The following is a 22,735-nucleotide window of genomic DNA, read 5'->3' as shown; positions in this document are numbered from 1 at the left end:
CATGCCTTTGCTGAACACCAATCACCTTCATAGCCCTGATACATTCCATCAATCAGCCTGACGACGCAGGAATGCCGGGATGTCCAGGTAATCCAAATCGTCTTGCGGATTCATCTTCGCGGCAGTCGCAGCACCGGCCTGAGCCTGGTTGCGCATGACGGTCGGACGGTCCAGGTCACGGTAGTTCACAGCCGGCGCGTCCTGACGCGAAGGCGCTTGTTGCTGCGGCTGCGAGGCCACGGACGTGTGCATGGTGTTGTCGATCACCTTCACAGGCTTCTCGATTTTCGCACCCAGACCCGTGGCAACCACGGTTACGTGCAGCTCGTCGCGCATGTCCGGATCGATAACCGTACCGACCTTGACCATGGCGTGCTCGGAAGCGAAGGCTTCGATGATGCTACCCACGTCGGAGTACTCACCCAGGGACAGGTCAGGACCGGCGGTGATGTTCACCAGGATGCCGCGTGCACCTTGCAGGTTCACGTCTTCGAGCAACGGGTTGCGAATGGCCGCTTCGGTGGCCTCGCGTGCACGGTTCGGACCGCTGGCGCAGCCAGTGCCCATCATCGCCATGCCCATTTCGCTCATGACAGTCCGTACGTCGGCAAAGTCGACGTTGATCATGCCCGGACGTTTGATGATGTCGGAGATACCGCGAACGGCACCGGCCAGTACATCGTCAGCCTTGGCGAAAGCCGACAGCAGGCTCGCGTCTTTACCGAGGATGGTCAGCAGCTTCTCGTTGGGAATGGTGATCAACGAGTCGACGCTTTCAGACAGCAGACGGATACCTTCGTCGGCGATCTGCATACGCTTGCGGCCTTCGAACGGGAACGGACGAGTCACCACCGCAACGGTGAGGATCCCCATTTCCTTGGCCACTTCGGCGATGATCGGCGCAGCACCAGTACCCGTGCCGCCGCCCATGCCGGTGGTGATGAACACCATGTTGGTGCCCTGCAGGACTTCGGCAATGCGCTCACGGTCTTCGAGAGCGGCCTGACGACCTACTTCAGGGTTGGCGCCGGCGCCCAGACCTTTGGTCACGCCGGTGCCCAGTTGCAGGATGGTCCGCGCGCCGATGGATTTCAGCGCCTGGGCATCAGTGTTGGCGCAGATGAATTCAACGCCTTCAATGTTGCTCTTGACCATGTGGTTGACAGCGTTGCCGCCGCCTCCGCCAACACCGATAACTTTAATAACCGGGCTTGCGGGGATGTTGTCTACGAGTTCGAACATTTTCCCTCTCCTTACATTCTCTAGTTTTTTCGCCTACTGCGTTTGTTGCGGTGTTGCGGTAATTCTTTAGAAGTTGCCTTGTACCCAGCTCTTGATGCGATCGAGCAAGGCGGGTTTGGCTTCTTCATTGCTGTAACTGTCGCGGCTGCTGATGCCCGAGAACGAAATCCCGTCGGACTGCTTTTGCAGGCCGTACATCAACAGGCCAACGCCAGTGGAATAAATCGGGTTGCGGACCACGTCATCCAGGCCCTTGACGCCGTGCGGCACGCCCAAGCGGACTGGCATGTGGAAGATCTCTTCGGCCAGTTCGACCGCGCCTTCCATTTTCGACGTACCGCCAGTCAGCACGATGCCGGCCGGGATCAGATCTTCGTAGCCGCTGCGACGCAGTTCGGCCTGGATCAGCGTGAACAGCTCGTCGTAACGCGGCTCGACCACTTCGGCCAGGGCCTGGCGGGACAGCTCGCGGGGTGGACGGTCGCCAACGCTTGGCACCTTGATGGTTTCACCGGCACCGGCCAGTTTGGCCAGGGCGCAGGCGTAGCGAATCTTGATTTCTTCGGCGTACTGGGTCGGGGTGCGCAACGCCATGGCGATGTCATTGGTCACCTGGTCGCCCGCAATCGGGATCACCGCGGTGTGACGGATCGCGCCTTCGGTGAAGATCGCGATGTCGGTAGTACCGCCACCGATGTCCACCAGGCACACGCCCAGTTCTTTCTCGTCGTCGGTCAGGACCGAGTAGGCCGAGGCCAGTTGCTCGAGAATGATGTCGTCGATTTCCAGGCCGCAGCGGCGCACGCATTTTTCAATGTTCTGTGCGGCGTTGACGGCGCAGGTGACTACGTGGACCTTGGCTTCCAGACGTACGCCCGACATGCCCAGGGGCTCACGAACGCCTTCCTGGTTATCGATCACGTAATCCTGCGGCAGGGTGTGCAGCACGCGCTGGTCAGCCGGGATCGCCACGGCCTGGGCGGCGTCGAGAACGCGCTCAAGGTCGGCGGCGCTGACTTCGCGATCACGAATCGCCACGATGCCGTGGGAGTTCAGGCTGCGGATGTGATTGCCGGCCACGCCGACGAACGCCGAGTGGATCCGGCAACCGGCCATCAGCTGCGCTTCTTCGATGGCGCGCTGGATCGACTGCACGGTGGACTCGATGTTCACCACCACGCCTTTCTTCAGGCCGCGGGACGGATGAGTGCCGATCCCGACGATTTCCAGCGTGCCGTCGTCCGAAACCTCGCCGACCAGCGCCACCACCTTGGAGGTGCCGATATCGAGACCGACGATCATTTTGCCGCTTTGCACGTTTGCCATGGGTCCTGCCTCTTCTTAATTCTTCGCGACAGCGGGTTGGGCTGTCGTGGGCGCTACAGGTTCCCGCCAGCCAACAGCGAGGCCGTTGGCGTAGCGCAGATCGATGCGCGCAATGTTCGTAATCTGTTCTTTAAGCGTCTTGTCGTAGATGGCAATGAAGCGGCGCATCTTTTCCACCAGGTTGCCGCGTCCCAGCAGCAGTTCGATCCCCGGGCCAGAACTACCGGCACCGGTGGTCAGGAACCAGCTGCCTCGTTCACGCAATTCCAGGCGTGCAATCGAGAAGCCCAATGGCCTGAGCATCTGGCTCAGCACCTGGTATTGCTGCATCACCTGCTGCTGGGCCCGTTGTGGGCCGAACAGCTGTGGCAAGTGTTCGTAGTTCGCCAGCTCACGCGGGGTGAACGCCTGGCCCTGGTTGTTCAACAGCGATTCATCACCCCAACGGGCCACCGGCAGTTGTTCTTCCAGGCGAATCACCACCTGGTCCGGCCACACCCGACGCACTTCGGCGTGGGCAATCCATGGCATCGTTTCAAGCTCGGTGCGCATGCTCTCCAGGTCGATGGTGAAGAAGCTCGACGCCACGTAGGGGGCGATGCGCTGCTGCACGGCTTGCTGGCTGATGTAACTCAAATCGCCCTGCACGTTGATCTTGGTGATCGGCCGGTCGGCATAAGGCAGCAAACGCTGCGCGCCTTCGTAAGTACCGAAGCCCAGCGCGACCAGCAGCACCGGCCAGAACAAGGCTTTGAGAAAACCAAAATTGGCTTTCGGCAGGCGCGCAGACATCGGCTCTTTGGCCACCATTCGGCTGGCACCCCGCGGCACCGGCTTGCGGCCGGGTGGTGCGGGGGGCTGATGTCTCAACTGAGCGCCTTGCATGGTCTTACCCTCGCGGCTCAATGCTGGCGGCCAAAATGGCCAGAACCAATTGCTGGAAATCCAGACCGGCGGCACGGGCCGCCATCGGCACCAGGCTGTGATCGGTCATGCCCGGCGCGGTGTTGACTTCCAGGAACCAGAACTGCCCGTCGGCGTCCTGCATCACGTCTGCCCTGCCCCAACCGGCGATACCCAGCGCCTCACAGGCTTTCGCCGTCAGGTCCATCAGTTCTTTTTCTTTGGTGCTGCCCAGGCCACACGGGATCCGGTACTGGGTATCGGAAGCCACGTACTTGGCGTCGTAGTCGTAGAAGCTGTGCGTCGTGCCCAGGGCAATCGGTGGCAACACCTGGTCACGCAGGGTGGCGATGGTGAACTCCGGACCTTGAATCCATTGCTCGACCAACACTTGCGAATCGTAGGTACTGGCCGCTTTCCATGCGTCGATCAACTCAGACGCGGAAGTCACTTTGGCCATCCCGATACTTGAACCTTCATGGGCCGGTTTGACGATCAAAGGGAAGCCCAGTTCCGTGGCCGCCGAAATACAATCGGCCTCGGAACTCAGTACGGCGTGGCGTGGCGTCGGAATCCCGAGGCTGTGCCAGACCTGCTTGGTGCGCAGCTTGTCCATGGCCAAAGCCGAGGCCAGGATGCCGCTACCGGTGTAGGGAATGCCCAGGCATTCGAGCAGGCCCTGCATGCTGCCGTCTTCACCGCCACGACCGTGGAGGATGATGAAGGCGCGGTCGATTTTTTCGTTCAGCAAACGCTGCAGCAGGTCATCGCCCACGTCGAGGCCGAACGCGTCCACACCAGCGCTTTGCAGCGCTGTGAGAACCGCATTGCCCGACTTCAAGGAAACCTCACGCTCGGCACTCTTGCCGCCGAACAGCACGGCGACGCGGCCGAAGTCTTTCGGCGCGAGGGTGGAGACGAGGTTGGCGTAAGCAGCAGTCATTTCAACTTCCCCACGGTCGGTGCGGCAACGGCACCGACGAACAACGGACTGTTCAACAGTTTTGGTGCGAGACCGCCGATATCACCGGCGCCCTGGCACAGCAGGATGTCGCCGGCACGCAGCAGCGGCTTGACGATTGGCGCCAGGTCAACGCCGCGCTCGATGTAGATCGGGTCCAGTTGACCGCGCTGACGGATGCTGTTGCACAGCTTGCGGCTGTCGGCGCCCGGGATCGGTTCTTCACCGGCCGGGTAGACTTCCATCAGCAGCAGCACGTTGGCATCGGCCAGGACATTGACGAAATCGTCGTACAGGTCGCGGGTGCGGCTGTAGCGGTGCGGCTGGTAAACCATCACCAGGCGACGCTCCGGCCAACCACCGCGCACGGCTTTGATCACGGCGGCGACTTCGGTCGGGTGGTGACCGTAGTCGTCCACCAGCATCACACTGCCGCCGTCCACCGGCAGTTCGCCGTAGACCTGGAAGCGTCGGCCGACACCCTGGAACCCGGACAGGCCCTGGACGATGGCTTCATCGCTGACACCCTCGTCGGAGGCGATGCAGATGGTCGCCAAGGCGTTCAATACGTTGTGGTTGCCCGGCATGTTCACCGAGACATCCAGCGGCTCGCGCTCAGGACGCAGCACGGTGAAGAAGGTCTGCATGCCTTGCTGGCGCACATTGATCGCACGCACGTCGCAGTCATCGCCGAAGCCATAGGTGACTGTCGGGCGCTTGACCAGCGGCAGGATTTCACGCACCACCGGATCGTCCAGGCACACCACCGCCAATCCGTAGAACGGCAGGTTGTGCAGGAACTCGACGAAGGTTTTCTTCAATACATTGAAGTCACCACCGTAGGTGGCCATGTGATCGGCGTCGATGTTGGTGACCACGGCCACCAGCGGCTGCAAGTGCAGGAAACTCGCATCGCTTTCATCGGCTTCGGCGATCAGGTAGCGACTGGTGCCGAGCTGGGCATTGGTGCCCGCGGCATTCAGGCGGCCACCGATGACGAACGTCGGGTCCAGGCCACCGGCCGCAAACACCGAAGCGATCAGGCTGGTGGTGGTGGTCTTGCCGTGCGTACCGGCGACGGCAATGCCGTGGCGGTAGCGCATCAGCTCGGCGAGCATTTCCGCACGAGGCACCACCGGGATACGGCGCTCAAGGGCAGTGGCGACTTCCGGGTTGGAAGTGTTCACGGCACTCGACACCACCAGCACGTCGGCGGCAGCGGCGTTTTCGGCGCGGTGGCCGATATAAATGTGTGCACCGAAAGATTCCAGGCGCTCAGTCACCGGCGAAGCTTTGAGGTCGGAACCGGACACTTCATAGCCCAGGTTCAACAACACTTCGGCGATGCCGCACATGCCCACGCCGCCGATACCGACGAAGTGGATGCGACGGATGCGGCGCATTTCCGGTTGCGGCATGGCTTTCTGATTCTCAACCATGGGCCACCTCCAGGCAGGTGTCGACGACGTTACGGGTTGCATCGGGTTTCGCCAGGCGGCGGGCCGCGTTGGCCATGTCATTGAGTCGTTGCGGTTGCATCAAAACCTCTGTCAGGCGTGCTGCAAGATCTGCGGCGCCAGTCGTTCTTTGCGGCATCAGGAAGGCAGCGCCTTCACGGGCCAAATATTCGGCGTTGCGGGTCTGGTGATCGTCGATCGCGTGGGGCAATGGCACCAGCATCGAGGGCAGACCGGCGGCGGCCAGTTCACTGATGGTCAATGCACCGGCACGGCACACCACCAGGTCGGCCCAGCCATAGGCTTGGGCCATGTCTTTGATGAAAGGCTGCACTTGCGCCTCGACGCCAGCCTCGCGATAGCGCTGCGCAGTCACTTCATCGTGGTTTTTGCCGGCCTGATGAAACACCTCCGGACGCAGGTCGACGGCGACTTGCGACAGGGCTTCAGGCAGCAACTTGTTCAACGGTTCTGCGCCCAGGCTTCCGCCCAGGATCAGCAAACGCGCCTTGCGACCGGCCAGGGCCGGGCGCGGTGTTTCGAGGAACAGCTCGGTGCGCACCGGGTTACCGGTGGTCCGACGGCTGTCCGACAGGGTAAAGGTGTCGGGGAACGCTTCACACACCCGGGCGGCCAACGGCATGAGTAACCGATTGGCGGTGCCGGCCACGGCGTTCTGCTCGTGAACGATGACCGGCACACCGGACAATTTGGCTGCGACGCCACCGGGGCCAGTCACATAACCACCGAAGCCGACCACGCACACCGGCCGCAGCTTGCGAATGATCGCCCGCGCCTGCCAGACCGACTTGAGCAGCATGAACGGCGCCTTGAGCAGCGACAGCTTGCCCTTGCCCCGCAAACCGCTGGCATTGATGCGATGCAGCTCAAGACCGGCCGCCGGGACCAGGTCGTTCTCAATGCCACGCGGCGTGCCGAGCCAATGCACGGTGTAGCCCCGGGCCTGGAATTCCCGCGCACAGGCCAACGCCGGGAACACATGCCCGCCAGTGCCGCCCGCCATGATCAATACGTTAGCGCCCATGGGGTGGCTCCTCGGCGAAGTCACTTTCATGGAACTCCATCTCTTCACTGCCCAGGTGGGTTCGACTCTCCCACTCGATACGCAGCAACAAGCCGAGACAGGCACAGCAAATCACCAACGAACTACCGCCATAACTGAGGAACGGCAGGGTCAGCCCCTTGGTCGGCAGCAGGCCGACGTTCACCCCGATGTTGATCAGGAACTGACCAATCCACAGGAACGACAGGCCATACGCGATGTACGCGGCGAAGAATTGTTTGGCCTTCTCGGCCCAGAATCCGATGTACATGCCACGAATACACACGAAAACGAACAGCGCGACGGTGCACAGGGAACCCACGGCCCCCAGCTCTTCGGCCAGCACCGAGAACACGAAGTCAGTGTGGGCTTCCGGCAGGTAGAACTGCTTCTGCACGCTGTTGCCCAGGCCTACGCCCAGCCATTCGCCGCGACCGAACGCGATCAAGGCCTGGGACAGTTGATAGCCGGCGCCGAACTGGTCGGCCCACGGATCGGCGAAGTTGGTCAGACGCGCCATCCGATACGGCTGCACCTGGATCAACAGCACCACCGCCGCCACCGCCAGCACCACCATCAAGGAGAACCGGAATAGCCCGACCCCGCCAAGGAACAGCATCGCCGCCGCAGCGCCCATCATCACGACGGTGGCACCGAAGTCCGGCTCCATCAGTAACAGGCCCGCCATCGGCAGCAACACGATGAACGGCTTGAAGAAGCCCATCCAGCTTTCGCGTACTTCTTTCTGGCGCCGCACCAGGTAACCGGCGAGGTAGATCACCACGAATACCTTGGCGATCTCGGACGGCTGCACGTTAAAGAAGCTGAAACCGATCCAGCGCATCGAACCGTTCACTTCACGGCCGATGCCGGGGACGATCACCATCACCAGCAAACCGAAGGCACCCAGCAGCATCAGCCAACCCAGGCGCTGCCAGGTGGCAATCGGGATCATCATGGTGACGATGCAGGCACCCAGGCCCAGCACGATGTAGATCAGGTGGCGAATCATGTAATACAGGGCACTGCCCGACTGCACCGCCGCCACTTCGGTGGAAGCGGAGGCAATCATGACCAGGCCCAGACCGAGCAACGCCAGGCAACCGGCGAGCATCGGGAAGTCGAGGTCGATGCCGCGCCCGGTGATGATCGGCGATGGGTACGGCTTGATGATATTTCGCAGGCTCATGCCAGTTCCTCCACAGCGCGGACGAACTGGTGACCACGGTCTTCGTAATTCTGGAACATGTCGAAACTGGCGCAGGCCGGCGACAACAGCACGGCATCGCCCGGGTGCGCAGTGGCGCGGCATTGTTCCACCGCTTCGGCCAGCGAACCGACACGGATCAGTGGCACGGCGTCGCCAATGGCCTCGCCGATCTTGTCGGAGTCACGCCCCATCAAAATGACGGCGCGGCAGTTGGCCGCCACCGGGTCACGCAAATCCTTGAACTCGGCACCCTTGCCGTCGCCACCGGCGATCAGCACCAGTTTGCCGTCGATGTCCGCGCCCAGGCCTTCGATGGCGGCCAGTGCGGCGCCGACGTTGGTGGCTTTGGAATCGTTGTAGTAGCTCACGCCATCGAGATCGCGAACCCACTGGCAGCGATGCTCAAGCCCGGCGAACGTGCGCAGGCTCGCGAGCATGGCGTCGAATGGCAGGCCAACAGCGTGCCCCAGGGCCAACGCGGCAAGTGCGTTGGACTGGTTATGGGCGCCACGAATCTTCAACTCGCGCACCGGCATCAGGTTCTGGAATTCGAACGCGAGGTATTTCTCGCCGTCTTCTTCGCGGATACCGAATGCCTTGAAATCGGGTTTGCTCAAGCCAAAGGTCCAGCACGGCTGGCCCTCGCCCATCAACGGACGGCTAAGAGCATCCTGGCGGTTGACCACGAACTGCTTGGCTCCACGGAAGATCCGGTGCTTGGCCAAGTGATAGGCCGGCAGGCCGCTGTAGCGGTCCATGTGGTCTTCGCTGACATTGAGCACGGTGGCCACTTCGGCGCCGAGGTGATCGGTGGTTTCGAGCTGGAAGCTCGACAGTTCCATCACGTACAACTCGACGTCGTCGCTGAGCAGATCCAGCGCCGGCGTACCGAGGTTGCCGCCGACCGCCACACGCTTGCCCGCCGCCGCGGCCATTTCGCCGACCAGGGTGGTGACGGTGCTTTTCGCGTTGGAACCACTGATGGCGACAATCGGCGCCTTCGCGTTACGCGCGAACAGCTCGATGTCGCCGGACAGCTTCACGCCACGGGCGGCGGCAGCCTGCAGGGCCGGGGTCGCCAGCGCCAGGCCGGGGCTCACGTAGAGCTCGTCGGCACGGCACAGGAACTCGACGTCCAGCTCGCCACAACGCACTTCCACGTGGGGATAGTCACGCTTGAGCGTGGCCAGTTCCGGTGGATTTTCCCGCGTATCGGCCACGGCAAACGACGTGCCCCGGTTCGCCAGGAAGCGAACCAGGGACATGCCGCTCTTGCCGAGGCCGACAACGATGCGGAAGTGGTCAGAAGCGATCAGAGACACTCGTTCTACCTCAGCTTCAGGGTGGCAAGGCCGACCAGTACGAGAATCACGGTGATGATCCAGAAACGGACGATCACCCGAGGCTCGGGCCAACCCTTGAGTTCAAAGTGGTGGTGAATCGGTGCCATGCGGAATACGCGGCGCCCGGTCAACTTGAAGGACGCGACCTGGATGACAACGGACAGGGTTTCCATCACGAACACGCCGCCCATGATGAACAGGACGATTTCCTGACGGACGATCACCGCGATAGTGCCCAGGGCCGCGCCCAGCGCCAGCGCGCCGACGTCGCCCATGAACACTTGCGCCGGATAGGTGTTGAACCAGAGGAAACCCAGGCCCGCACCGATCAACGCGCCGCAGAACACGATCAGCTCGCCCGCACCCGGCACATACGGGATCAGCAAGTATTCAGCGAATTTCACGTTACCGGACAGGTAGCAGAAGATCCCCAGCCCGCCGCCGACCATCACCGTCGGCATGATCGCCAGGCCGTCGAGGCCATCCGTCAGGTTGACGGCGTTGCTCGAACCGACGATCACGAAATAGGTCAGGACCACGAAGCCTGCGCCCAGCGGAATGCTGTAGTCCTTGAGCATCGGCAGGATCAGGGTGGTTTCCACCGGGGTGGTCGCGGTCATATAAAGGAACAGCGCCGCCGCCAGGCCGAACACTGACTGCCAGAAATACTTCCAGCGGCTTGGAAGGCCTTTGGAGTTTTTCTCGATCACTTTGCGGTAGTCGTCGACCCAACCGATGGCGCCGAACAGCAAGGTCACCAGCAACACGGTCCAGACATAACGGTTGCTCAGGTCCGCCCAGAGCAAAGTACTGACGCCGATGGACGACAGGATCAGCGCGCCACCCATGGTCGGCGTGCCTGACTTGGAAAGGTGCGATTGCGGGCCATCGTTACGAACGGATTGACCGATCTGACGGTTCTGCAAGGTGCGGATCATCCACGGGCCATAGCACAGCGACAAAACCAGCGCGGTCAGCACACCGAGGATCCCGCGCAGGGTCAGGTACTGGAAGACCGCGAAGCCTTTGTAGAACTGTTGCAAGTACTCCGCTAACAGCAGCAGCATTAATGTTTCTCCAGACTGGACCCGCACAAAGCGGCGACGATGTTTTCCATCGCCGCGCTGCGCGAGCCCTTGATCAAAATAGTGGTGTTTGTATCTTGCTCGGCGCCCAGTGCCTCGATCAGCTCAGCCTGAGTGCTGAAGTGACGGGCCTGCGGGCCGAATGCGTTCACGGCGTGAGCCATCAGCGGCCCCACGGCATAAAGCGCGGAAACCTTGCCACGGGCGTACTCGCCCACGTCGCGGTGCCCCTGCTGCGCCCAGTCGCCCAACTCGCCGATATCCCCGAGCACCAGAACGGTGCGGCCGGAAAAGCCGGCGAGTATATCAACGGCGGCGCACATCGAGGTGGGGTTCGCGTTGTAAGTGTCATCAATCACGCGCATGCCGTTGGTCGCCAGTTGCGCAACGGTGCGACCCTTGACCGGTTGTACCGCGCCCAGGCCTGTGGCGATGCCGAACAGCGAGACGCCCAAGGCATGCGCGGCAGCGGCAGCGGCCATGGCATTCGCGACGTTATGGGTGCCGAGCAGGTTCAGTTGAACCCGTTCCACACCTTCAGGACTGTGCAGGTTGAACGACGGGCAACCGCGAGCATCGCGGTCCAGATCGCTGGCGTAGAAGTCGGCGCTCGGGTTGTTCAAGGCAAACGTCAGCACTTTGCGGCCGGCGGCGCGGGCCTTCCAGATGCCGAACGCCTTGTCGTCGAGATTGAGAACGGCGACGCCATCAGCGTCCAGCCCTTCGATAATCTCGCCCTTGGCTTCGACGATTTTGTCCGGCCCGCCGAATTCGCCAACATGGGCGGTCCCGGCGTTGTTGAGAATGGCCACATGGGGCTTGGTCATGGCCACGGTGTAGGCAATTTCGCCGAGCCGCGAAGCCCCCAGTTCGATCACGGCGGCGGTGTGTTCCGGCGCGAGTTCGAGCAGGGTCAGCGGTACGCCGAGGTCGTTGTTCAGGTTGCCACGGGTCGCATGCACCGGACCGCGAGTGCGCAGGATGCTCGCAAGCATTTCCTTGACCGTGGTCTTGCCGCTGGAACCCGTGACGGCCGCCACCGGATTGCTGTAAGCCGCACGATTGAGCGCACCCAATTGGCCGAGGGCCTGACGGGCATCTTTCACCAGCAGTTGCGGCAGCGTGCTGTCGGCGACTTCGCGCTCGACCAATGCGGCCACGGCGCCTTTACCTGCCACGTCATTCAGATAGTCGTGACCATCGAAACGCGGGCCGGTCAGGGCAATAAACAGTTGGCCAGGCTTGATCGCACGGCTGTCGATGCTGACACCGTCGAAACTGGCGTCGGCGGCAATCAGGCGGGCATTCAGCGCGCCGGTCAGTTCGCTCAGTTTCAAGGCTTTAAGCATGGGCGACCTCCCAGGCGGTCAAGGCGTGATCGGCCTCGACCAGATCGGAGAAGGCATGGCGTTCGCCGTTGATTTCCTGATAGTCCTCGTGACCTTTACCGGCCAGGACAATCACGTCATCGGCCGAAGCACTGGCGATCAACTGGGCAATCGCCTGGCCACGGCCAGCGACGAAAGTGACTTTATCCACAGCGGTGAAACCGGTGCGGATGTCGTCGAAGATCACCGATGGATCTTCGGTGCGCGGGTTGTCGTCGGTGACCAGTACGCCATCGGCCAGACGCTCGACCACTTCGGCCATCAACGGACGCTTGCCGCGATCGCGATCACCGCCGCAACCGAACAAACACAGCAACCGACCCTTGGCGTGTGGACGCAGTGCCAACAAGACTTTTTCCAGGGCATCCGGGGTGTGGGCGTAATCGACCACCACCAGCGGCTGGGTGCCGCCGCCCAGGCGCTGCATGCGACCGGCCGGGCCTTCGAGTTTCGGCAGGACCTTGAGGATTTCGTCCAGCGCGTAGTCCAGGCCGAGCAAGCCACCGACTGCGGCCAGGATATTGCTCAGATTGAAACGCCCGAGCAACGTGCTGCGCAAATGGTGCTCGCCTTGGGGCGTGACCAACGTGGCGCGCACGCCTTCGTCGTCGAACTGCGCTTCACGGCAATACAGGTAGGCACTGGCGTCTTCCAGGCTGTAGGTGATCAGCCGCGACTCACGCTTGTCCGCCGCCAGTTGCCGGCCGAATTCGTCGTCGAGGTTGATTACCCGGCATTTCAAATCGTTCCAGGCAAACAGCTTGGCCTTGGCTTCGCCGTAGGCCTGCATGGTGCCGTGGTAATCCAGATGGTCACGGGACAGGTTGGTCATCACCGCCACATCGAATGCCAATGCAGTCACGCGGCCCTGATCCAGACCGTGGGAAGAGACTTCCATGGCCACGGCTTTGGCCCCGGCCTTCTTCAGGTCGGCAAGGGTCGCTTGCACGGCAATCGGGTTCGGCGTGGTGTGCAGGCCGCTTTCCAGCGCGCCGTAAAAACCGGTGCCCAGGGTGCCGACAATGCCGCAGTGTTGGCCGAGCAAGTCGAGGGCTTGCGCGACCAATTGGGTCACGCTGGTTTTGCCATTGGTGCCCGTGACGCCCACCAGGTTCAAGTGACGGCTCGGGTCGCCATAGAAGCGACCGGCGATGTCCGACAACTGCGCCGCCAGGCCTTTGACCGGAATCAGCGGCACATCAGTGATCGGCAGCACCGTGGCGCCTTCGACTTCATAAGCCACAGCCGCCGCGCCGCGTTGCAACGCGTCGGCGATGTGTGCGCGACCGTCAAACTTGGCGCCCGGGACCGCGAGGAACAAATCCCCTGCCCGCACATTGCGGCTGTCCAGGGTCAGTTCACGGATCAACAGATCACGACCGGCATGGGCGAAAATCTTGTTCAGACTCAGAGACATCAGCCGCGCCCTCCATTGGCTTTCAGCGGAACGACCGGGGTTGCGTTGGCTTGCTGCGTTGGCGGCAGGTTGTCCGGGGTGATGTTCATCAGGCGCAAGGTCCCGGACATCACTTTGCTGAACACCGGCGCCGATACCAGACCGCCGAAGTAACCAGCCTTGGACGGCTCATCGATCACCACAACGATGGCAAAACGCGGATCGCTCATCGGGCCGAAACCGGCGAACAGCGAGCGATAGGAATTCTCGGCGTAGCCTTTGGAGCCCACCGACGTCTTACGCGCCGTACCCGACTTGCCCGCCACGTGATACGCCGGCACCTGGGCACGGAATACGCCGCGTGGGGCCTCGATCACCTGGGTCAGCATGCCTTGCATGGTTTTGGCGACGTTTTCCGGGATCACCTGGGTGGTCTGCGGCGGTTTGTCGGTCTTGATCAGGGTCAGCGGCGCGATGCGACCGTTGTTGGCCAGGGCCGAGAAGGCGTGGACCAACTGGATCGCAGTCACCGAAATACCGTAGCCGTAGGACAGCGTGGCGGTTTCAGCCTTGCGCCACTCGCGGTAGTTCGGCAGGTTGCCGACGCGCTCGCCAGGGAAGCCCAGGCCGGTGTCCTGGCCGAGGCCGACCTTCTGCGCCAGACGGAAAATGGTTTCGCCGCCGATATCGAACGCGACCTTACTCATGCCGACGTTACTGGAGTTGATCAGGATGCCGGTCAGGTCAAGCACCGGGCCTTCGGTCTTGGACACGTCCTTGATGGTGTACTTGCCAATCTGCAAGGAGCCCGGATACACCTCGACGGTGTCGCTCGGTTTCCAGCGCCCGGTTTCCAGGGCGGCACTCATGGAGATCGCCTTCATGGTCGAACCGGGTTCGAACACGTCGATCATTGCGCGGTTACGCATCATCGCCGGTTGCAGGTTGCGACGGTTGTTCGGGTTGTAGGTCGGCTGGTTGACCATGGCCAGGATCTCGCCGCTCTTCACGTCCATGATCACCAGGCTGCCGGCCTTGGCGCCGTTCTCGATGATCGCGTTACGCAGTTCGCGGTTGGCCAGGTATTGCAGGCGCAGGTCAATGGACAACGCCAAGGGCTTGCCGGCCTTGGCGTTTTTGGTGACCTGGACATCCTTGATCAGCCTGCCGCGCCGATCCTTGATGACCTGTCGCTTACCGGCGACCCCGGCCAGCCATTCGTCATAGGCCAGCTCGACGCCTTCGCGCCCGTGATCGTCGATGTCGGTAAAGCCGACCATGTGCGCGGTGACTTCGCCGGCCGGATAGAAACGGCGGAACTCTTCGATGCCATAGACGCCCGGCACTTTCAGGTCGAGCACCGACTGGCCCTGCTCGGGGGTCAAGCCGCGCACCAGATAGATGAATTCTTTGTTGGCCTGGGCTTCAAGGCGTTCGGCCAGGGCTTTCGGGTCCTGGCCCAGCGCCGCTGCGAGTGCCGGCCACTTTTCTTTGGCCAGTTGCATTTCCTTGGCGTTGGCCCACAGCGTCGTGACCGGGGTACTCACGGCCAAGGGCTCGCCGTTACGGTCAGTGATCAGACCACGGTGAGCCGGAATAGGAATGTGCCGCACGCTACGTGCGTCGCCCTGGCCTTTAAGGAAGTCACGGTCGACCACTTGCAGGTCGATGATGCGCCAGCAGATCGCAGCCACCATGACACCGAGCAAACCCAGGACCACGCGGAAACGCCAGGGAAACAGTGCGCCTTCAAGTTTCATCATGGCGCCACCATCCGTACTTCAGCGGCGCCGGGGATGCGCATCTTCAGTTGTTCGGTGGCCAGCACTTCGATACGGCTGTGGGCGGTCCAGGTGCTCTGTTCGAGAATCAAGCGGCCCCACTCGGCCTGCGCCTTGTCGCGCACGCTCAACTCGTTGTACAGCGAGTTCAGCAACTGACGGTTCCAGTGGGCGCTGTAGGACACGCCGATGGCCGACACGAGCACGCCCACAAACAGCAGCAGCATGAAAAAGCTTCCGCCGGGCAGTGGCTTGGCGAAAAGCTTGCTCACCGCAGCTTCTCCGCGACGCGCATGATGGCGCTACGGGAACGTGGGTTGGCTTTGAGTTCGGCCTCGGAGGCGGACTGCGCTTTGCCATGGACTTTGATTTTCGGTTCGAACGCAACGTGACGAACCGGCAGGTTGCGCGGCAGGTTGTCGGCTTCGCCTTTCACCAGTTTGCGCATGAACAGTTTGACGATGCGGTCTTCCAGTGAGTGGAAGCTGATGACCACCAGGCGGCCGCCCACTTCCAGGGATTCCAGGGCGGCTTCGAGGCCGGCTTCCAGATCGCCCAGTTCGTTGTTGACGTGAATACGCAAGCCCTGGAACGCACGGGTGGCCGGGTTCTTGCCCTTTTCCCAAGCCGGGTTGGCGACTTTCAGGACTTCGGCCAGGTCGGCGGTGCGCTCGAACGGCTTGATGTCGCGGCGCTCGGCCACGGCACGGGCCATGCGACCGGAGAAACGTTCTTCGCCGTATTCCTTGAACACCCGGGCGATTTCTTCCACCGGCGCGGTGTTGACGAATTCGGCAGCGCTGATCCCGCGGGACGGGTCCATGCGCATGTCCAGCGGGCCATCGTTGAGAAAACTGAAGCCGCGCTCAGGGTCGTCGAGCTGTGGCGAGGACACGCCCAGGTCGAGCAAAACGCCGCTGACCTTGCCGGCCAGGCCGCGTTCGGCCACTTCCGAACCGAGCTCGGCAAAGCTACGCTGCACAACGACAAAGCGGCCGTCTTCGGCCGCTAGCGTTTGCCCGGTGGCAATCGCTTGAGGATCCTTGTCGAATCCGAGCAACCGACCATCGCGACCGAGCTGGCTGAGGATCAACCGGCTGTGTCCGCCGCGCCCGAACGTGCCGTCCAGATAGCAGCCATCAGGACGTACGGCGAGAGCCTCCACGGCTTCGTCAAGCAGTACGGTGATGTGGTTAAAGCCGCTATCAATAGTCACAGGATCAAATCACGCAGTTCATCAGGCATGGCGCCCGGTTGTTGAATAGCAGCCAGGTCAGCGGCAGAAACCGCATCCCAGGCATCCTCGTCCCATAATTGGAACTTGTTCAGTTGGCCCACCAGCATTGCGCGCTTATCCAACCGGGCATATTCGCGCAGCCGTGGCGGAACCAGAAAACGACCACTGCCATCGAGCTCGAGGTCGACGGCATTACCAATCAGCAAACGTTGCAGGCGGCGGTTCTCTTCGCGAAGCGAAGGCAGTGCGCGCAGTTTGGTTTCAATAATTTCCCACTCATCGAGGGGATAAACACACAAACACGGATCAACGGCATCAATGGTGACGATCAGTTGACCGGAACTACGCGAAACCAGCTCGTCACGATACCGGCTCGGCATAGCGAGACGGCCCTTTGCATCGAGACTGATAGCGTTAGCTCCGCGAAACACGTCTGCGTTTCTCCAATTTTTAGCGTTTTGAGCTCAAAAAACCCACTTCATGCCACTTTCCGCCACTTGCGCACACTATAGGAATGCGCCCACCACACCGTCAAGGCGCGGATTAAAGGAAAACCCTTACAGAACGGAGATTTAGGACACTAAAAGGAGAGGTAACGAGAATCTGGCGTATGTTTTTGCTCATTAACTTGAGTCAGCACTGATAGCTGCGCTCGGAAGTTAAAGTAATTTATTAAGAGTAAGATTTTTTCGGTATTACGACGGAGGGTCTGCTGGTGTTTATGTAAGGAGGGAAATCGATATTGCGAGGTGATTTGCAAATGGCTGTGAGAGCAGGCTAATGGATATCACAAAAGCCCACAAACAGCACCTGCCTGATGATTCAAGCAGGGAAAGAAAAAGGTGGAGAGTCGATCTGTAAGCCGGGTTCTGTCTTGAACAGTCATTCGTCTACGATGGCCATCACTGGACATCTTTAGCAACCTACCCGGTCCCAGCGCGGGCCACGCCTTGGGACCCTATTTGGTCTTGCTCCAAGTGGGGTTTACCTAGCCACGAACTGTTGCCAGACGTGCGGTGCGCTCTTACCGCACCTTTTCACCCTTACCGGCGCCGAAGCGCTTAGGCGGTTATTTTCTGTGGCACTTTCCGTAGGCTCACGCCTCCCAGGCATTACCTGGCACTTCGCCCTATGGAGCCCGGACTTTCCTCCCCCCCCTAATTTTCATAGAGGGCAGCGACTGTCCAATCGACTCTCCGGCGCGAAGGTTAACGGCAGAGCGGCCGAAGAACAAGCGCTAAACGCCTTTGGCCACTCCTGCGCGTCGGGTTTTACTCGCCCTTCTGCTGATCCAGGGCGACTTGATACAGCACATTCTTGCGCTCGCCGGTAATTTGCGCCGCCAGGGCTGCGGCACGCTTGAGCGGCATTTCTTCGAGCAACAGATTGAGGATGCGCATGGCTTCACTGCTGACCGCGTCTTCCGTCTCCGGCGCCGACCAACCCGCGACCAGCACCACGCATTCACCGCGCTGCTGATTGCTGTCGGACTCGACAAACTCCCGCAGCTCGGCGAGTGGCAAGCCCTTGAGGGTTTCGAAGGTCTTGGTGATTTCCCGGGCCAGCAAGGCCTGGCGCTCGCCACCGAACACCAGCTCCATGTCTTGCAGGCATTCAAGAATGCGGTGCGGGGCTTCATAGAAAATCAGCGTGCGCGGCTCTTCCTTCACCAACTCCAGTCGCGCCCGACGCCCGACAGCCTTGGCCGGCAGGAAGCCTTCGAAGATGAAGCGATCAGACGGCAGGCCGGCCGCCGACAGCGCGGCAATCAGGGCACAGGCCCCCGGAACCGGCACCACATTGATCCCCGCCGCTCGCGCCTGACGCACCAAGTGATAACCCGGATCGGAAATCAGCGGCGTCCCGGCATCGGAAATCAGCGCCACGTCGTCGCCAGCCAGCAGGCGCGTGATAAAGCGGCTACCTTCATCCCGTTCGTTGTGCTCATGGCAAGCCGCCAGCGGTGTCGGAATGCCGAAATGCTGCATCAAGCGCTGGGAGTGACGGGTGTCTTCGGCGGCGATCAATGCCACCTCGCGCAGGATCTTCAGCGCACGAGCACTGATGTCGTCCAGGTTGCCGATGGGCGTCGCCACCACATAAAGCGAGCCAGCAGCGGAATTCAAAGCACCTGGAGCAGTCAAAGCGCACACCTCATGATCGGTAAAAGTCGCCATTGTAGCGCGTAGTGACACTTGCGATACCCGGGAGCCATCCCTGGTTTTGCGGACCTTTGTGCAGTGCTGCAACATTTACACGAGCTAAATTGATCGATTCACGCCAGTAACATCGCGCCCCGGCCAGTGCTTGGGTACAATTCCACGCTAATTTGATCGAGTATCAGGAACACTACATGATCGCTTGCCTGCGGCTGTTCACTGCCCTCTGCCTCGCTGCCTTGCTGGCGGCTTGCGCCAGCTCGCCCTCCTCCAGCCTTGGCGAACTTCCACGGACCCCGGATGCCAGTATCGAGCAACTGCTCGAAAAGGCTGCCCAGAGCAAAACGCCGGAGGAAGCTGCACTGTTGCGCCTGAGCGCGGCAGACCTGGCTTACCGTCAAGGCAATGCCGGCCAGTCCGCGCAGATCCTGCAACAGGTGCCGATGGAACAACTCAAGCCTGGCCAACAGGTCTTCGCCAGCACGCTGGCGGCTGAACTGGCCATGGTGCGCAACCAGCCTAAAGCGGCGCTGACCGCATTGAGCCATCCGAGCCTGCAACGCCTGGGCGAGCTGCCCGTCGAGCAACAGGTTCGCACCGGCACCGTCCACGCCCGCGCCCTTGAAGCCGATGGCCAGACCCTGGCCGCCGCACGGGAGCGCATCTTTATTGCGCCGATGCTCGAAGGCGAGGCCGCCGCAAAAAACCACGAAGCGATCTGGATCCTGATTGCCTCGCTGCCGACCGATCAATTGCAGCCGACCACCACCGACGACCTCGGCGGCTGGATGAGCCTGGCCCTGGCGGTGAAAACCGCCGGCACCCTGGAACAGCAGCAAGCCGCGATCGACAACTGGCGCGCACAGAATCCAAAGCACCCGGCCGCGCTTCAATTGCCACTGCCACTGACCAAACTCAAGGAACTGGCCAGCCAGCCCCTGGGCAAAATCGCGCTGTTGCTGCCACAGGACGGCCCGTTGGCATCGGTCGGCAAGGCCTTGCGTGACGGCTTCATGGCCGCTCACTACCAGGCCCAACAAGCCGGGCAGAAGCCTCCTGCCGTCGCGTTCTACGACAGCTCGAAGCTGACCTCGATGGACGAGTTCTACCGCAAGGCCCAGGCCGACGGTGTGCAACTGGTCGTTGGTCCGCTGGAGAAGCCGCTGGTCAAACAGCTCAGCTCCCGCCCGCAACTGCCGATCACCACCCTGGCGCTTAACTACAGCGAAGGCGAACAAGGTCCGGCCCAGTTGTTCCAGTTCGGCCTTGCTGCCGAAGACGAAGCCCGCGAAGTGTCCCGCCGCGCTCGCGCCGACGGCCTGCATCGCGCCGCCGCCATGGTGCCGAAAGGTGAATGGGGCGACCGCGTCCTGAAGGCTTTCAGCCAGGACTGGCAGGCCAACGGTGGCAGCATCGTCGCCGTCGAGCGGGTAGATCAGCCGGTACAATTGGCGCAGCAAATTGCCGATATGTTCCAGCTGCGCCAGAGCGAAGGCCGCGCCAAGAGTTTGCAGAGCACCGTTGGCTCGCAAGTCGCCGCCCAGCCTTCCCGCCGCCAGGACATCGAGTTCATCTTCCTCGCGGCCACGCCTCAACAGGCGCAACAGATCAAGCCGACCCTGAACTTCCAATACGCGGGTGATGTGCCGGTCTACGCCACGTCCCACGTGTTCAGTGCCAGCGGCGACGTGAACCAGTACAACGACATGAACGGTGTGCGCTTCTGCGAAACTCCGTGGCTGCTGGATGCCAACGACCCGCTGCGCAAACAGGTCACTGCACAATGGCCACAGGCCGGTGGCAGCCTCGGTCGCCTGTTCGCGATGGGTGTTGACGCTTATCGCCTCGCACCACGCCTTGGGCAACTCAAGGCCTTGCCGGACAGCCGCATCGAAGGTCAATCGGGCAGCCTCGGCATGACCCAGAACCAACGGGTGGTTCGCCAGTTGCCGTGGGCACAGTTCGTCAACGGCCAGGTCCAGCGCCTGCCGGACACCCCGCGCTGATGCCCGACAGGTCACGCCAGCAAAGCGGTCAGGATGCCGAGCGCCACGCGCTCGAGCATCTACAACAACAGGGTCTGCGCCTGCTGGCGCAGAACTGGTTGTGTAAACGCGGCGAGCTTGATCTGGTCATGCTTGATGGCGATACAGTAGTATTCGTCGAAGTCCGCTACAGAAAAAACACTCAATGGGGTGGCGCACTCGATAGCATCGATGGGCGCAAACGGCAGAAACTGATTTTCGCCGCGCAGTATTTTCTTCAGCGCGAGTCGCGTTGGGCCAATTCCCCTTGCCGTTTCGACGTGGTTGCCATCGACAGCAACCTGGATCAGTTGAACTGGTTGCAGAATGCCTTCGACAGCTGATCGCTTGCACCCCGAATCGGACACCTTTACCCAACACTTTTGCTCTTTGCTTTGCGGGCTGCACATTCATGTGCCAAGTAGCCGCGCTAATTAAGGTCACACAGATGGACATGCAATCCCGAATTCGCCAGCTTTTTCAGGCCAGTATCGACACCAAGCAACAGGCGATGGACGTACTTGCACCGCACATCGAGCAAGCCAGCCAGGTGATGGTCAACGCCCTGCTCAACGAGGGCAAAATGCTTTCCTGCGGCAACGGCGGCTCCGCCGGTGACGCCCAGCACTTTTCGTCGGAGCTGCTCAACCGCTTCGAGCGCGAGCGCCCGAGCCTGCCAGCGATTGCGCTGACTACCGACAGCTCGACGATCACCTCGATCGCCAACGACTACAGCTACAACGAAATCTTTTCCAAACAGATCCGCGCCCTTGGTCAGCCGGGCGATGTATTGCTGGCCATTTCCACCAGCGGCAATTCGGCGAACATTATTCAAGCGATCCAGGCCGCACATGATCGCGAAATGATTGTCGTAGCATTGACCGGTCGCGATGGCGGCGGCATGGCGTCGCTGCTTTTGCCTGAAGACGTCGAGATTCGCGTACCGGCCAATGTCACCGCACGTATTCAGGAAGTCCACCTGCTGGCGATCCATTGCCTTTGCGACTTGATCGACAGCCAACTGTTCGGGAGTGAAGAATGACCCCTAATCGCCTAGGCCTTCTGGCCTTGACCCTGTGCCTCGGCATCAGCGGCTGCACCTCGGTGGTTAAAGCCAGCCGCGAAGCACCGATTGAAGATGACCGCGGCACACGCACCTTCGGCAGCAAAATCGACGACTCCCTGATCGACACCAAGGTCGGCGTCAACGTCGCCAAGGCCGATCCGGCGCTGGATAACGACTCGCACATCGTCGTCACCAGCTTCAACGGCGTCGTGCTGCTGGCCGGACAAACACCCACCGCCGACCTCAAGGCCAAGGCCGAACAGGCCGCTTCCGCGGTCCAGCGCGTGAAGAAGGTTCATAACGAACTGCAAGTGTTGCCACCCTCCGGCTTCCTGGCCCGCCAGAACGACACCTGGCTGACCTCCAAGATCAAGACCCAGATGCTCACCGACCCGAACATCCCGGGCTCGCGCATCAAAGTCGTCACCGAGAATGGCATCGTCTATTTGCTCGGCCTGCTGACCAAGCAGGAAGCCGCTCAAGCCACCAACCTGGTGCAGAGCGTTTCCGGGGTGCAGAAGATCGTGAAGTTGTTTGAGTACATCGACTGACAAACCACTCCTGTAGGAGCCAGGCTTGCCGGCGAAGGCGTCTTCAAGACCGCCTTCGCCGGCAAGCCTGGCTCCTACAGAAGTAATAAAAAAGGCGATCCATTCGGATCGCCTTTTTTATTACTTCACCACCTTCAAACTCGGTCGACCGCTGGGACGCGGCGGTTCGTTGTCGGGTGGCGGGACATCATCATCCGGCTCGATCTCTTCATCGTCTTCCAGAGGCGATTCCAGATCGAACACCATGCCCTGACCGTTCTCCCGGGCGTAAATACCCAGGATCGAAGCGATAGGCACGAACAGGGTGTGCGGCACGCCACCGAAGCGCCCCTCGAAGCTGACCGCTTCGTTGTCCATGTGCAAGTGACGCACGGCAGCCGGTGAAACGTTCAGGACAATTTGTCCATCACTGGCGAAACCTTGAGGCACCTGCACCGACGGATATTCAGAATTGACCAGCATGTGCGGGGTGCAATCGTTATCAACAATCCACTCGTAGAGCGCGCGGACCAGATAAGGTCGACTGGAGTTCATAGCGGCTCC

Annotated in this window: 21 protein-coding genes and 1 other RNA gene; 4 read left to right on the top strand and 18 right to left on the bottom strand. The window is 61.3% G+C overall.

Going from position 1 to position 22,735, the window contains the following annotated elements; genetic code table 11:
* Positions 1–48 precede the first annotated feature (48 nt).
* From ftsZ to rsmI, 17 genes are all read right to left on the bottom strand, one after another.
* Positions 49–1,242 carry a cell division protein FtsZ gene (gene ftsZ / locus BK665_RS30295; RefSeq protein WP_008147521.1) on the bottom strand — a complete coding sequence of 398 codons (1,194 nt, stop codon included), beginning with the start codon at positions 1,240–1,242 and terminating at the stop codon, positions 49–51.
* Positions 1,243–1,308: 66 nt separating this feature from the next.
* On the bottom strand, positions 1,309–2,568 hold the full coding sequence (gene ftsA, locus BK665_RS30290) for a cell division protein FtsA (protein ID WP_054045544.1): 1,260 nt from the start codon (positions 2,566–2,568) through the stop codon (positions 1,309–1,311).
* 15 nt (positions 2,569–2,583) lie between these two features.
* A complete protein-coding gene (locus BK665_RS30285; protein WP_054045546.1) occupies positions 2,584–3,453 on the bottom strand; it encodes a cell division protein FtsQ/DivIB in 870 nt (289 codons plus the stop codon).
* A gap of 4 nt (positions 3,454–3,457) precedes the next feature.
* The gene (locus tag BK665_RS30280; protein ID WP_123410165.1) at positions 3,458–4,414 is read right to left on the bottom strand and encodes a D-alanine--D-alanine ligase; all 957 of its coding nucleotides are present in this window, start codon (positions 4,412–4,414) and stop codon (positions 3,458–3,460) included.
* The gene (gene murC / locus BK665_RS30275; RefSeq protein WP_123410164.1) at positions 4,411–5,871 is read right to left on the bottom strand and encodes a UDP-N-acetylmuramate--L-alanine ligase; all 1,461 of its coding nucleotides are present in this window, start codon (positions 5,869–5,871) and stop codon (positions 4,411–4,413) included. The genes BK665_RS30280 and murC overlap by 4 nt, the downstream gene beginning before the upstream one ends.
* Positions 5,864–6,934, bottom strand: coding sequence for an undecaprenyldiphospho-muramoylpentapeptide beta-N-acetylglucosaminyltransferase (gene murG / locus BK665_RS30270; protein WP_123410163.1), 1,071 nt, complete (start codon positions 6,932–6,934; stop codon positions 5,864–5,866). The genes murC and murG overlap by 8 nt, the downstream gene beginning before the upstream one ends.
* Positions 6,924–8,141 carry a putative lipid II flippase FtsW gene (gene ftsW / locus BK665_RS30265; protein ID WP_123410162.1) on the bottom strand — a complete coding sequence of 406 codons (1,218 nt, stop codon included), beginning with the start codon at positions 8,139–8,141 and terminating at the stop codon, positions 6,924–6,926. The genes murG and ftsW overlap by 11 nt, the downstream gene beginning before the upstream one ends.
* A complete protein-coding gene (gene murD / locus BK665_RS30260; protein WP_123410161.1) occupies positions 8,138–9,484 on the bottom strand; it encodes a UDP-N-acetylmuramoyl-L-alanine--D-glutamate ligase in 1,347 nt (448 codons plus the stop codon). Before murD ends, ftsW begins: the two co-directional genes overlap by 4 nt.
* Positions 9,485–9,489: 5 nt before the next feature.
* Positions 9,490–10,572 carry a phospho-N-acetylmuramoyl-pentapeptide-transferase gene (mraY, locus tag BK665_RS30255; protein ID WP_123410160.1) on the bottom strand — a complete coding sequence of 361 codons (1,083 nt, stop codon included), beginning with the start codon at positions 10,570–10,572 and terminating at the stop codon, positions 9,490–9,492.
* Positions 10,572–11,939: a UDP-N-acetylmuramoyl-tripeptide--D-alanyl-D-alanine ligase gene (locus BK665_RS30250; RefSeq protein ID WP_123410159.1), complete on the bottom strand. Its 1,368-nt coding sequence runs from the start codon at positions 11,937–11,939 to the stop codon at positions 10,572–10,574. The genes mraY and BK665_RS30250 overlap by 1 nt, the downstream gene beginning before the upstream one ends.
* A complete protein-coding gene (locus BK665_RS30245; RefSeq protein WP_123410158.1) occupies positions 11,932–13,395 on the bottom strand; it encodes a UDP-N-acetylmuramoyl-L-alanyl-D-glutamate--2,6-diaminopimelate ligase in 1,464 nt (487 codons plus the stop codon). Before BK665_RS30245 ends, BK665_RS30250 begins: the two co-directional genes overlap by 8 nt.
* Positions 13,395–15,134: a peptidoglycan D,D-transpeptidase FtsI family protein gene (locus BK665_RS30240; RefSeq protein ID WP_185076694.1), complete on the bottom strand. Its 1,740-nt coding sequence runs from the start codon at positions 15,132–15,134 to the stop codon at positions 13,395–13,397. Before BK665_RS30240 ends, BK665_RS30245 begins: the two co-directional genes overlap by 1 nt.
* Positions 15,134–15,427 carry a cell division protein FtsL gene (gene ftsL / locus BK665_RS30235; RefSeq protein ID WP_123410156.1) on the bottom strand — a complete coding sequence of 98 codons (294 nt, stop codon included), beginning with the start codon at positions 15,425–15,427 and terminating at the stop codon, positions 15,134–15,136. The genes BK665_RS30240 and ftsL overlap by 1 nt, the downstream gene beginning before the upstream one ends.
* Entirely contained in the window at positions 15,424–16,371 is a 948-nt protein-coding gene (gene rsmH, locus BK665_RS30230) for a 16S rRNA (cytosine(1402)-N(4))-methyltransferase RsmH (protein WP_375538960.1), read from the bottom strand. The genes ftsL and rsmH overlap by 4 nt, the downstream gene beginning before the upstream one ends.
* Positions 16,368–16,823, bottom strand: a complete 456-nt coding sequence (mraZ, locus tag BK665_RS30225; RefSeq protein WP_008025967.1) for a division/cell wall cluster transcriptional repressor MraZ — start codon at positions 16,821–16,823, stop codon at positions 16,368–16,370. The genes rsmH and mraZ overlap by 4 nt, the downstream gene beginning before the upstream one ends.
* A gap of 411 nt (positions 16,824–17,234) precedes the next feature.
* Positions 17,235–17,588, bottom strand: an RNA gene (rnpB, locus tag BK665_RS30220) — RNase P RNA component class A.
* A gap of 75 nt (positions 17,589–17,663) precedes the next feature.
* Positions 17,664–18,569 carry a 16S rRNA (cytidine(1402)-2'-O)-methyltransferase gene (gene rsmI, locus BK665_RS30215; RefSeq protein ID WP_185076684.1) on the bottom strand — a complete coding sequence of 302 codons (906 nt, stop codon included), beginning with the start codon at positions 18,567–18,569 and terminating at the stop codon, positions 17,664–17,666.
* 176 nt (positions 18,570–18,745) lie between these two features.
* Between rsmI and BK665_RS30210 the strand changes: the two genes are divergently transcribed.
* From BK665_RS30210 to BK665_RS30195, 4 genes are all read left to right on the top strand, one after another.
* Positions 18,746–20,557 carry a penicillin-binding protein activator gene (locus BK665_RS30210; protein ID WP_123410154.1) on the top strand — a complete coding sequence of 604 codons (1,812 nt, stop codon included), beginning with the start codon at positions 18,746–18,748 and terminating at the stop codon, positions 20,555–20,557.
* Positions 20,557–20,919, top strand: coding sequence for a YraN family protein (locus BK665_RS30205; protein WP_123410153.1), 363 nt, complete (start codon positions 20,557–20,559; stop codon positions 20,917–20,919). The genes BK665_RS30210 and BK665_RS30205 overlap by 1 nt, the downstream gene beginning before the upstream one ends.
* Positions 20,920–21,023: 104 nt before the next feature.
* Positions 21,024–21,617 (top strand): phosphoheptose isomerase, encoded by a 594-nt coding sequence (locus BK665_RS30200; protein WP_007904374.1) that lies wholly within the window; start codon positions 21,024–21,026, stop codon positions 21,615–21,617.
* Positions 21,614–22,192: a BON domain-containing protein gene (locus BK665_RS30195; protein ID WP_123410152.1), complete on the top strand. Its 579-nt coding sequence runs from the start codon at positions 21,614–21,616 to the stop codon at positions 22,190–22,192. The genes BK665_RS30200 and BK665_RS30195 overlap by 4 nt, the downstream gene beginning before the upstream one ends.
* 120 nt (positions 22,193–22,312) lie before the next feature.
* On the opposite strand, the gene BK665_RS30190 is transcribed toward BK665_RS30195, so the two are convergent.
* Positions 22,313–22,726 (bottom strand): ClpXP protease specificity-enhancing factor, encoded by a 414-nt coding sequence (locus BK665_RS30190; protein WP_123410151.1) that lies wholly within the window; start codon positions 22,724–22,726, stop codon positions 22,313–22,315.
* Positions 22,727–22,735 lie beyond the last annotated feature (9 nt).

Source organism: Pseudomonas frederiksbergensis (genome assembly GCF_003732665.1).
Classification (GTDB): Bacteria; Pseudomonadota; Gammaproteobacteria; order Pseudomonadales; family Pseudomonadaceae; genus Aquipseudomonas; species Aquipseudomonas frederiksbergensis_G.
This window is presented reverse-complemented; position numbering and strand designations above follow the sequence as displayed.